Raw genomic sequence first — 10,643 nt, forward strand, 5'->3', positions numbered from 1 at the left:
CCCCAACCCACCAGCCCGGCCTCTGACAGTTTCCGTGTGCATCCGCCACGGAATGGAACAAGAGAGCAAAGGCAAACGCCGGTCGCTTCGCTCGAAGCCTCTGCAACGGATCAGCGCGCGGCTGTTGGGTCCGTCGAGGGCGAAGAGGTGCGCGCGATTCTGTAGAGCCGAGCCATGCTCGGCTGCTCTCCGCACCATCCCTCGACGGGCCGAGGAGCGCAGGGCACCGGTGCGCAGTACCGGCTCGCGGCCGGCGGCGCGTTTCTTTTGGTCACTTTTCTTTTCGCGCGAAAAGAAAAGTAACGCCCATGAACCATCACGATCGCATCAGCATGGATCGAAGCGACAGCCCGGCTGCCGTCACCGCCTCAACGCATTGATCGCCAGCAACACCCATCCGGCCATCATGCTGGTGCCGCCGATCGGCGCCATCCGTGTCGGCCACTGCCACAACGCCCCGCCCAACAGGCTGCCGGAAAACAGCAGCACGCCCAGCAGCACTACGTACAACGCCAGGTGCGCGATCGCCCCCTGCGCACGCGGGCCCAGCGCCACCAGCACCGCACCGTGCGCGAATGCGTACAACGCTGCCATGTTCAGATGCTGCTGCGCCAACGGATCGGCCACCCCATGCGAGGCATAGGCGGACAGGCCGATCGAGGTGGCGGCCAGCAATGCACCCAGGCAGGCCAGCAGGGAAGGCTTACGGGCACGGCGTTCCAGATTGAACATGAGGGCTCCTTGCGCAGCGCCGCTTGCCGGGCGCCAGATGAAAAAAAAACGCGCCGCAAGGAGCGGCGCGTTTTCGTGTCCAACACTACATGGGTCAGCCGAGGCTTACTTGACGGCCCAGTAGATGTCGTAGGTCGCTTCCGGGGTGAACGACTTGTCGATGCCGTCCTTCCAGGTTTCGTACGGACGGTCGATGACTTCGTTGCCCGAGGTCACGGCCCAGGCACGCAGGCCGTTGCGGGCCACGTCCAGACCTGCCATGTGGCCGGTGTAGGCCGCATGCGCCGAACGGTGCGGAGCAACGTGCACGTACTTGACCGGGGCGCCGCCGTCGATCTTGACGGTCAGCTCTTCAGCGGTGGCACCTTCAGTACCCTTCTTCTTCACCGGCTGGGCGATGTCGAAGGCGTACTTCTCAGCACCGAAGTCGGTGGTGATGATGCGGAACGGGCCGGCGGCTTCAAGGCCATTGGCCTCCATCACGCGCTTGATCCACTCCTGGTTGTCCTTGATGGACTTGGTGATCGTGTCCTGACCGCGGTCCACGTTACCGGCGTTGACGACCAGCAGGTCTTCAACCGGCACATCGACGATGGCCAGATCGGTCAGCGGCGCTTCCGGGGTACGGTAGTCGACGTTCGGGACGGTGGCGAGCATGTTGGCCATGCGCGACAGGCCCATCTTGATGTCGTCGCCGATCTGGCGGCTGACATACAGGCCGGCATAACGACCGAACAGGTCGAAGCCGTACTTCACCGAGTAGTCCTGGGTGATCTTGACGTTGCGGCCACCCTTGCCGGTCGGCTCCAGGGTGAAGGTGGTGACCTTGTCGTGACCCTTGGTCGGGTCTTCGATGGCGATCGCAACACGCTTGTTCTCTTCGGCTTCGGTGATCTTCCAGGAGCCGGTGCCCAGGTCCTTGGAGGTGAAGTCGAGAGTGGCACCGACGCCGGAGGCCGGGCCGGACAGCTTCAGTTCAACGGCGGGATCGCGCAGTACCAGCGGGTTCCAGTCCTTGAAGCGGCGCAGGCTGCTGACCGTGTCGTACACGATCGTCATCTTGCGGTTGGTCTCGATGCTTTCGGTGATGTGACGCTCGCCCGGCAGACATACGCCAATGATGACGAACAGGCCAGCCACGATCCCCAAGGCGATCAGGAACTCGATAATACGGGTCATTCAGAGAGTCTCCGGGGCCGATCCCACGGCCGGGTTGATTGAAGCGAAGCGCCAATCCTAGCAGGCTTCGCGGGCATTGTTTATCGGGATTGGCGCACCGGTTTCCCTGCCGGCTGCGTATTTGTATGGACAAAGAATTCGAAGGGTAACGCATACCGTCACCCGCCAGTAGGGGGCGCGCTTGGCCGGAACCCCCGGTCGTCACCCAAGTTGTTGTACCGGAACGATTTTCCCTAGACCAGCTGAAGTTCGAACGCCTTCAGTACGGCGCGCGTGCGGTCGCGCACACCCAGCTTGGAGAGGATGTTGGACACGTGGTTCTTGATCGTGCCTTCGGCCACGCCCAGCGAGTTGGCGATCTCCTTGTTGGAGAATCCACTGGCCATCAGCCGCAGGATCTCGGTCTCGCGGTCGGTCAGCGGGTCGGGCCGGTCCAGGCTGACGAACTCGTTGCGCATGTGCTCCAGGCCGGACAGCAGCCGCTGGGTCACTGCCGGCTGCACCAGTGAACCGCCGTCGGCCACGGTGCGGATGGCCCCGACCAGCTGCGCCAGGGTAACGTCCTTGAGCAGGTAGCCCTTGGCACCGGCCTTGAGCCCGGCCAGCACCAGCTGGTCGTCATCGAAGGTGGTGAGGATGATGGTCGGCGGCAGCTGCTCCTGCCTCGACAGAACCTGCAGTGCTTCCAGCCCGGACATCACCGGCATGCGCATGTCCATCAGGACCACATCGGGACGCACCTGCGGGATCAGTTCGACCGCCTGCCGGCCATCGCCGGCCTCGGCCACCACCTCGATGCCATCATCGAGCGCCAGCAGGGAGCGGATTCCCTGCCGCACCAGGGTTTGGTCATCGACCAGGCAGACGCGAATCATCAACGTACTCCTTCAGGAACCTTGGTAAGGGCGGCCACCAGCACCGTTGCCGGCACCGTCGCCCGCAGGCGGAAGCCTTCGCCGGGACGGGTCTCGACCTGCAGCTGGCCACCACATTGTTGCAGGCGCTCGCGCATGCCGCGCAAGCCATTGCCCACATTGACCATTTCCGCGCCGACGCCGTCGTCGCGGGCCTCCACCACCACCCGGTCCGGCGCTTCACGGTAAACCTTGATCCACAGGTGGCGGGCACTGGCGTGGCGCACGGCATTGGTGATGATCTCCTGGGTGCAGCGCAGCAGCACGTGGGCCCGCTGCGGGTCCTCCACGTTCAGGGGATCCTCGATCTCCAGCTGGATGTCCAGCGAGGGCACGTTCTCGGTCAGCGGGCGCAGCGCTGCGGCCAGGTCGATGGCACCGGTCTCGCGCAGCTGGCTGACCACCTCGCGCACGTTGCCCAGCAGCAGCTTGGCCAATGCGTGGGAACGCTTCACATGCTCCAGCGCCTGGCCGTCGGCCAGGTGGCCGGCCACTTCCAGGTTCAGGGTCAGCGCGGTCAGCTGGTGGCCCAGCAGGTCATGCAGCTCGCGCGAGATGCGCGTGCGCTCATTGACCCGGGCGCTCTCGGCCAGCAGGGCGCGGGTGGCACGCAGTTCCGAGTTGAGCCGGCGCTGTTCGTCGCGGGCCTCGGCCTGGCGACGGGCCACCAGCGCGATCACGAACACGAAGCTGGAGAAGCCCATGTAGCCCACCGCCTGCAGCACGGCGATGAACGGCGGGAAGCCCAGCGGCTGGATGTAGACCGGCAACACCGCCAGGTTGCTGGCCACCAGCCAGACCACGCCGATGCGCGGCCCCAGCAGCCATGGCAGCAGGCCGGCCACCACCATCAGCAGGATGCTGCCCAGCGCGGTACCGGAAAAATAGCTCACGCCGATCGCGCAGGCGGTCAGCAGGATCAGCGCCGCGTGGTCGAAGAAGCCCGGACGGCCCTCGCCCAGCGAGCGGGTCAGCGCCCAGTACACGATGCCGAAAGCCAGGTAGGCCGAGGCCCAGGGAATGATGCGGAAGCCGGCTTCGCCGTCCAGCGTCTCCAACGTCAGCGAGACAGGATCGATCAGGTAGATCGCGAGCCAAAGGCCGACGGTGCCCCAGGTGAACAACCCGGAGTAGCGCAGCATCGCATTGTGGTTCAGTCGGGCCAGCATCCCTCATCGTAGCCCGTGCACGGCCGCTCCCAAGCGCCGAAAGTCATGCTCGGGCATATCCCCTGTTCATGCCGCAGCCCACCCCGGGCATGCAATAATCGTGCGCAGGGTCCCTTGATGGACCAACCGCGTTACCCCACGGAGTCACAATGTCGATTGTCATCCGCGACGTGCGCGAGCACGAGCTCGATTCCGTCCTGGCTTTGAACAACAACGCTGGCCTGGCCATCCTTCCCCTGGATGCGGCCCGCCTGCGCCTGTTCTACGAAACCGCTGAGTATTTCCGCGTCGCCGAGCGCGACGGCAACCTGGCCGGATTCCTGATCGGCTTCGGCAGCGACAGCCAGCACGACAGCAGCAACTTCGCCTGGTTCAAGCAGCAGCTGGACACGCCCTTCTTCTATATCGACCGCATCGTGGTCGCCAGCCGCCGTCGCGGCGGTGGCGTCGGCCGTGCGTTCTATGCCGACGCCCAGAGCTTCGCCGAGCTGCGCTACCCGCAGATGACCTGCGAGGTCTTCCTCGACCATGGCGCCGATGCCGCCCTGCTCTTCCACGGCAGCTTCGGCTTCCGCGAGCTGGGCCAGAACACCATGGCCCAGGTCGATGTGCGTGCCAGCATGCTGGCCAAGGAACTGTGCAGCTACCCGTGGGTGCAGGAGACCTACCGCGGCAAGCTGCCGGATGTGGCATGGACACGCGCCCGGCAGCTGCCGGCGCAGGCACAGCGGCCGACGGGGACCTGAGCGTGGCGGTGAATTTCGATTACGAACAGGCCGGTGAACTGAAGATCGGCCAGGTGGGCATCGCCAACCTGCGCATCCGTACCCTTGATGTCGAACGCCTCGTGCAGGAAATGCGCGAGCGCGTGACCCGCGCACCGAAGCTGTTCGGCCGCGCTGCGGTGATCCTCGATTTCGGCGGCCTGAGCCAGGTGCCGGACGTGGCCACCGCACAGGCGCTGGTTGACGGCCTGCGCAGCGCGGGCGTGCTGCCGGTGGCACTGGCCTACGGCACCAGCGCGGTCGATCTGCTTTCGCAGCAGCTCGGCCTGCCGTTGCTGGCCAAGTTCCGCGCGCAGTACGAGCGTGCCGAAGCCGAACCGGCCCCGCCGGCGCCCGCACCGGAACCGCGTCGCGCCGTCCGCGCCGAGCCGAAGCCGGCCCCCGCCGCGCCGGTGGCCAAGGTCGCCGATGCCGCAGCGCCGCAGCCGGGCCGCATGCAGCTGGGCAACGTGCGTTCGGGCCAGCAGCTGTACGCGGAAAACTGCGACCTGACCGTGATGGCCACCGTCGGCGCCGGCGCCGAGGTCATCGCCGATGGCAGCATCCATATCTACGGCACCCTGCGCGGCCGCGCGCTGGCAGGAGCCCAGGGCAACACCGCGGCACGCATCTTCTGCCGTGATTTCCATGCGGAACTGGTCGCCATTGCAGGCCATTACAAGGTACTGGACGATGTCCCGGACAACCTGCGCGGCAAGGCCGTGCAGGTGTGGCTGGAACAGGACCAGATCAAGATCGCTGCGCTGGACTGACGCAGCCCCCAAACAGAATCATCAGGAGAAGTCCTTTGGCTGAAATCATCGTAGTCACCTCCGGCAAGGGCGGCGTCGGCAAGACCACTTCCAGCGCGAGCCTGGCCTGCGGCCTGGCACGGCGCGGCAAGAAGGTGGCGGTGATCGACTTCGACGTCGGCCTGCGCAACCTCGACCTGATCATGGGCTGCGAGCGCCGCGTGGTGTACGACTTCGTCAACGTCGTGCACGGCGAAGCCACCCTCAAGCAGGCCCTGATCAAGGACAAGCGCTTCGACAACCTGTACGTGCTGGCCGCCTCGCAGACCCGCGACAAGGACGCACTGACCCAGGAAGGCGTGGGCAAGGTCCTGAAGGACCTGGCCGCCGACGGCTTCGACTACATCATCTGCGACTCCCCGGCCGGCATCGAGAAGGGCGCCTTCCTGGCGATGTACTTCGCCGACCGCGCGGTGGTGGTGGTGAACCCGGAAGTGTCTTCGGTGCGCGACTCGGACCGCATCATCGGCCTGCTCGATTCGAAGACCCACAAGGCCGAGTCCGGCCAGGACGTGCCGGCCTTCCTGCTGCTGACCCGCTACACCCCGGTGCGCGTGGAAAGCGGCGAGATGCTGAGCATCGCCGACGTCGAGGAAGTCCTCGGCCTGAAGGCGATCGGCGTGATTCCGGAATCGGGCGACGTGCTCAACGCCTCCAACAAGGGCGAGCCGGTGATCCTGGATGTCGAATCCGCTGCCGGCCAGGCCTATGAAGACGCCGTCGCGCGCATCCTCGGCGAAGAACGCCCGATGCGCTTCACCAACGTCGAGAAGAAGGGCTTCTTCAGCAAGCTGTTCGGAGGGTAAGCATGGGCCTGTTTGATTTCCTCAAAGCGAAGAAGACCACCGCCGAAACCGCCAAGAACCGCCTGCAGATCATCATCGCGCAGGAACGCAGCCACCGCGGTGGCCCGGACTACCTGCCGCTGCTGCAGCGCGAGCTGCTGGAAGTGATCAAGAAGTACGTGAACATCGACGTCGACGCGGTGAAGGTCGACCTGGTGAAGGATGGGCAGCACGACGTGCTGGACATCTCCGTGGCGCTGCCAGAAGGCCCGGACAAACCCTGATGCCCTGCCCCGCCCGTGCCTGCATGGGCGGGGCTGCATGACTCGCATGACCGATACGACAACCGCCGTGGACATCACCTGCGTGGGCGACATCGCCTTCGCCGATGCGCAGTGCCTGCTCGCCGCGCATGGCCTTCGGCTGCACCACGTGGCCGCCGGTGAACCGATTCCCGGCAGCTACTGGGGCGAACCGGAGGCGGGCATCATCGCCAGCAACGTGTACGTGCGCGATGACACGCCCGTGCATTCGATGCTGCACGAAGCCTGCCACCTGATCGTATTGCCGCCGGAACGGCGTGCACTGGTGCACACCGATGCCACCGACTCGGTGGCCGAGGAAGACGCTACCTGCTACCTGCAGATCGTGCTGGCCGGGCAACTGCCCGGTGTCGGCAGCGACCGGCTGATGGCCGACATGGATGCGTGGGGGTATACGTACCGGCTGGGCTCTACGAGGGCGTGGTTCGAGCAGGATGCCGAAGACGCGAAAGCCTGGTTGATCGAACGCGGCTTGCCGGCCGCGTAACGCATCGGTAGTGCCGGCCGCTGGCCGGCAAACCCCTGAACCTTTGAAGCATCGCCTGGTTGCCGGCCAGCGGCCGGCACTACCCCGGTCAGCCCTGCCCGGCCAGTGCGCGCAGGGTGATGCCGACGACATAGGCCAGATAGGTGCCGGTGGCGTAGCCCATCGTACCCAGCAGCACGCCGACCGGCGCCAGGGCCGGATGGAACGCTGCGGCCACCACCGGCGCCGAGGCCGGGCCTCCGATGTTCGACTGCGAACCGATGGCGAAGTAGAAGAACGGCACCTTCAGCAACTTGCCCAGGCACCACAGCAGCACGATGTGCACGGCGATCCAGATCAGGCCGAGCAGGAACAGCCACGGCCGGTCCAGCAGCGCCAGCAGATCCATCTGCATGCCGATGCAGGCGATCAGGAAATACAGCAGCAGCGAACCCAGCCGCGATGCGCCGGCCCCTTCGAGGGTGCGCGCACGGGTGAAGCTCAGGCCCAGGCCCAGCGTGGTCGACAGCACCACCACCCACACGAACGGCGCGTCCAGGCTGAACTGTGCGGCCCAGCTGACGTTGATCTTGAACCATGCGGCCAGCGGCGCACCGATGGCATGCGCCAGGCCGACGCCACCGAAGGCCACCGCCACGATCAGCATCAGGTCGGTGAGGCTGGGAATGCGCTCGTGCTCGGCCTGGAAGCGCGCGATACGCTCCTTCAGTTCATCGATGGCCGAGGTATCGGCGCCACTGCGTGCATCGATCCTTGCCGCGCGGCCGGCCAGGAAGATCAGCGCCGCCATCCACACGTAGCCGACGCCGACATCCACCACCGCAAACTGGCCGAACGTGGTGGCGTTGACGTCGAACACTTCGCGCATCGCCAGCATGTTGGCACCGCCGCCGATCCAGCTGCCGGCCAGCGCAGCCATGCCGGCCCAGGTATCGCCGGCCACGGTGTCAGGATGGATCGCGCGCATCACCAGGAAGGCCACCACCGCGCCCAGCATGATGCTGGCCGAAGCGCCCAGGTACATCAGCACCAGCTTCGGGCCCAGCCGCAGGATGCCCTTGATGTCCACCGCCAGGGTCAGCAGGATCAGCGCCGCCGGCAGCAGGATGTCGCGCGCGACCGGGTTGTAGAGCCTGGTGTTCTGGCCGTCGATCAGGCCGACGGTGTTGTAGATGCCGGGAAGCAGATAGCACAGCAGCAGTGCCGGCACTACCAGAAAGCAAAGCGCCGCCCCGAAGGGCGGCGCCGGAACCGCTTATTCGCCGATGTGCTGCTTCAGCCAGGCATTGACGGTGTCATGCCACAGGATGCTGTTGTTCGGCTTCAGCACCCAGTGGTTCTCGTCCGGGAAGTACAGGAACTTCGATTCGATGCCCTGCCGCTGGGCGGCGGTGAACGCGGCCAGGCCCTGCTCGACCGGAATGCGGAAGTCCTGCTGGCCGTGGATGACCAGGATCGGCTTCTTCCAGTCCGCCACGTGGTTGACCGGGTTGAACTTCTCGTAGTTCGCGGCCTTCTGGTACGGCGTACCGCCCTGCTCCCACTCGGTGAACCACAGTTCTTCGGTGGCGTAACCCATCATGCGCTGGTCGAACACGCCGTCATGGTTGACCAGGCACTTGAACGGGCCGTTCCAGTTGCCGGCGATCCAGTTGACCATGAAGCCGCCGTAGCTGGCGCCCAGCGCACAGGCCTTGTCGCCGTTGAGGAAGGAATACTTCTTCAACGCCGCGTCCCAGCCCTTCTGCAGGTCTTCCAGCGGGCGGTCGCCCCAGTGCTGGCTGATCGCATCGGTGAAGGCCTGGCCGTAACCGGTGGAACCGTGGAAGTCGATCATCACCACCGCATAGCCCTGGCCCGCGTACGTCTGCGGGTTCCAGCGGTAGCTCCAGCCGTTGCCGAAGCTGCCCTGCGGGCCGCCGTGGATCAGGAACGCGACCGGATAGGACTTGCCTTCCTGGTAGTTGTGCGGCTTGACCACGTAGCCGTGCACGGTGTCGTTGTTCCAGCCCTTGAACTCGAACTGCTCGTAGTCGCCGAAGGACACGTCCTTCAGCACGTCGCCAGCGGCCGGGGTCAGCGCGCGCAGCTCGCCGATCGGCTGGCCAGCGGCCGGCAGCAGGCCGACCAGCACCTGGTCGTTGCTTTTCAGGCTGTTGCGGGTGATCGCCACGCTGTTGCCGGCCACGTCGACCGCGGTCACGCTGCCGTCGCCGATCAGCTTGGTGGCCTTGCCGCTGGCCACGTCGATCTGGAACAGCGGGTGCTCGCCGAGGTCATCGGCGGTGGTGTAGATGCTGGCGCCGTCGGCGGACAGGGCGATGCCACCGGCCGAGCGATCCCACTGCGGGGCGATCTCGCGGGTCTTGCCGCTGGCCAGGTCCATCGCCATCAGGCCGAAGCGATCGGCCTCGAAGCCCGGGCGCTTCATCGCGCGGTAGAACAGGGTCTTGCCGTCGGCGCTGAACACCGGGCCGGCATCCCAGGCCGGGTTGGACGCGGTCAGGTTGACCGGCGCCTGCTTGCCGGCGGCGTCGAAACGGTACAGGTCGAAGTTGGTCGACCACGGTTCCTGCTTGCCGGCCACGCGGATGCTGGCCACCACGCTGGCGCCATCCGGCGACCACACGAAATCATCGTTGCCGCCGAACGGCTTGGACGGTGCATCACCGTCGATGGTCGCGCTCAGCGCCGACGCCCCCTTGACCGGACCGGCCTTGGCCGCCGGCAGCGGCGCCACGAACAGGGTGTTGCGACGACCGTCATTCCAGGTATCCCAGTGGCGCACGAACAGCGAATCGAAGACCTTGCCGCTGGCCTTGGCGTCCTTGTTGTCCTTGAGCTTCTTCGCGGTGCAGGCCAGGTCAGAGGCGCACGCCTGGAACACGCCGGCGCTGAACAGCACGCGGTCGTCCTGCGGCGACACGTGGTAGCTGTCCACGTCGACCGCGAAATCGGTCAGCTGGCGCGGCGTGCCGCCGCTGAGCGGCTGTGCATACAGCTGCTGGCTGCCGTTCTTGCCGCTGAGGAAGTACACGGTCTGGCCATCGGCCGACAGTGAAGCGGAATTGACGTTCCAGCCAGCCGGGGTGATCTGCTTCGGCGGTGCCGCATCACGGGTGAGCAGGTTGCGTGCGAACAGCGCGGTGGAGGCCTTCAGGTTGGCATCCACGCTGCGCTTGGCGAACACCACGGTGCTGCCGTCAGCGGTCAGTACCGGCGCGGAGACGCGGTCCATGGCCACCATGTCGCGGACTTCCAGGCCACGGGCAGCGGCAACGCTGGGCAGGGCGGCCAGCAGGCTCAGTGGCAGCAGGGCATGACGCAGTTTCATCGGGGTCTCCGCAGGGACGGCAAAAAACCGATGTTAGGCCCGTGCGGCCGGGGCTGCCAAGGCCATCGGTCATGGCCGCGACGGGGGACGGCCCCGCCGCCAGAAAAAGCAAACCGCGCCGTAGCGCGGTCTGCGGTAGTGGGG

Annotated in this window: 10 protein-coding genes and 1 pseudogene; 5 read left to right on the forward strand and 6 right to left on the reverse strand. The window is 66.0% G+C overall.

From position 1 onward, the window contains the following. Positions 1-360: 360 nt before the first annotated feature. From O0J73_RS19220 to O0J73_RS19235, 4 genes are all read right to left on the reverse strand, one after another. The gene (locus O0J73_RS19220) at positions 361-732 is read right to left on the reverse strand and encodes a DUF423 domain-containing protein (RefSeq protein WP_006424193.1); all 372 of its coding nucleotides are present in this window, start codon (positions 730-732) and stop codon (positions 361-363) included. 105 nt (positions 733-837) lie between these two features. Further along, the gene (locus O0J73_RS19225; RefSeq protein WP_006424176.1) at positions 838-1,911 is read right to left on the reverse strand and encodes an SRPBCC family protein; all 1,074 of its coding nucleotides are present in this window, start codon (positions 1,909-1,911) and stop codon (positions 838-840) included. A gap of 233 nt (positions 1,912-2,144) precedes the next feature. Continuing rightward, complete coding sequence (locus tag O0J73_RS19230; protein WP_006424175.1) at positions 2,145-2,786, reverse strand: response regulator transcription factor; 642 nt, start codon at positions 2,784-2,786, stop codon at positions 2,145-2,147. Continuing rightward, entirely contained in the window at positions 2,786-3,994 is a 1,209-nt protein-coding gene (locus tag O0J73_RS19235; RefSeq protein ID WP_006424174.1) for a sensor histidine kinase, read from the reverse strand. Before O0J73_RS19235 ends, O0J73_RS19230 begins: the two co-directional genes overlap by 1 nt. 149 nt (positions 3,995-4,143) lie before the next feature. Between O0J73_RS19235 and O0J73_RS19240 the strand changes: the two genes are divergently transcribed. From O0J73_RS19240 to O0J73_RS19260, 5 genes are read left to right on the forward strand one after another with little or no spacing between them, the layout of a single operon-like run. Continuing rightward, the gene (locus O0J73_RS19240; RefSeq protein ID WP_008267255.1) at positions 4,144-4,740 is read left to right on the forward strand and encodes a GNAT family N-acetyltransferase; all 597 of its coding nucleotides are present in this window, start codon (positions 4,144-4,146) and stop codon (positions 4,738-4,740) included. Beyond that, entirely contained in the window at positions 4,686-5,531 is an 846-nt protein-coding gene (minC, locus tag O0J73_RS19245; protein ID WP_049457735.1) for a septum site-determining protein MinC, read from the forward strand. Before O0J73_RS19240 ends, minC begins: the two co-directional genes overlap by 55 nt. A gap of 35 nt (positions 5,532-5,566) precedes the next feature. Further along, complete coding sequence (gene minD / locus O0J73_RS19250) at positions 5,567-6,376, forward strand: septum site-determining protein MinD (protein WP_006424120.1); 810 nt, start codon at positions 5,567-5,569, stop codon at positions 6,374-6,376. A 2-nt stretch (positions 6,377-6,378) separates the two neighbouring features. Further along, complete coding sequence (gene minE / locus O0J73_RS19255) at positions 6,379-6,639, forward strand: cell division topological specificity factor MinE (RefSeq protein WP_005408532.1); 261 nt, start codon at positions 6,379-6,381, stop codon at positions 6,637-6,639. Between the two features lie 46 nt (positions 6,640-6,685). Beyond that, positions 6,686-7,165 carry a hypothetical protein gene (locus O0J73_RS19260; protein ID WP_197564900.1) on the forward strand — a complete coding sequence of 160 codons (480 nt, stop codon included), beginning with the start codon at positions 6,686-6,688 and terminating at the stop codon, positions 7,163-7,165. An 88-nt stretch (positions 7,166-7,253) separates the two neighbouring features. On the opposite strand, the pseudogene O0J73_RS19265 reads toward O0J73_RS19260, so the two are convergent. Beyond that, positions 7,254-8,378 (reverse strand): annotated as a pseudogene (locus tag O0J73_RS19265) (DUF819 family protein); the annotation flags it as partial. Between the two features lie 42 nt (positions 8,379-8,420). Next, complete coding sequence (locus O0J73_RS19270) at positions 8,421-10,499, reverse strand: S9 family peptidase (protein WP_006424113.1); 2,079 nt, start codon at positions 10,497-10,499, stop codon at positions 8,421-8,423. Positions 10,500-10,643 lie beyond the last annotated feature (144 nt).

It is taken from the genome of Stenotrophomonas sp. Sm6012 (genome assembly GCF_030985895.1).
GTDB lineage: Bacteria > Pseudomonadota > Gammaproteobacteria > Xanthomonadales > Xanthomonadaceae > Stenotrophomonas > Stenotrophomonas forensis.

Excerpts from the sequence above, each read along its gene's own strand:
- O0J73_RS19240 (WP_008267255.1), top strand. The coding sequence starts at position 4,144 with ATGTCGATTGTCATCCGCGACGTGCGCGAGCACGAGCTCGATTCCGTC.
- O0J73_RS19260 (WP_197564900.1), top strand. The coding sequence starts at position 6,686 with ATGACCGATACGACAACCGCCGTGGACATCACCTGCGTGGGCGACATC.
- O0J73_RS19230 (WP_006424175.1), bottom strand. The coding sequence starts at position 2,786 with ATGATTCGCGTCTGCCTGGTCGATGACCAAACCCTGGTGCGGCAGGGA.
- minE (WP_005408532.1), top strand. The coding sequence starts at position 6,379 with ATGGGCCTGTTTGATTTCCTCAAAGCGAAGAAGACCACCGCCGAAACC.
- minC (WP_049457735.1), top strand. The coding sequence starts at position 4,686 with ATGGACACGCGCCCGGCAGCTGCCGGCGCAGGCACAGCGGCCGACGGG.
- O0J73_RS19220 (WP_006424193.1), bottom strand. The coding sequence starts at position 732 with ATGTTCAATCTGGAACGCCGTGCCCGTAAGCCTTCCCTGCTGGCCTGC.
- O0J73_RS19270 (WP_006424113.1), bottom strand. The coding sequence starts at position 10,499 with ATGAAACTGCGTCATGCCCTGCTGCCACTGAGCCTGCTGGCCGCCCTG.
- O0J73_RS19235 (WP_006424174.1), bottom strand. The coding sequence starts at position 3,994 with ATGCTGGCCCGACTGAACCACAATGCGATGCTGCGCTACTCCGGGTTG.
- O0J73_RS19225 (WP_006424176.1), bottom strand. The coding sequence starts at position 1,911 with ATGACCCGTATTATCGAGTTCCTGATCGCCTTGGGGATCGTGGCTGGC.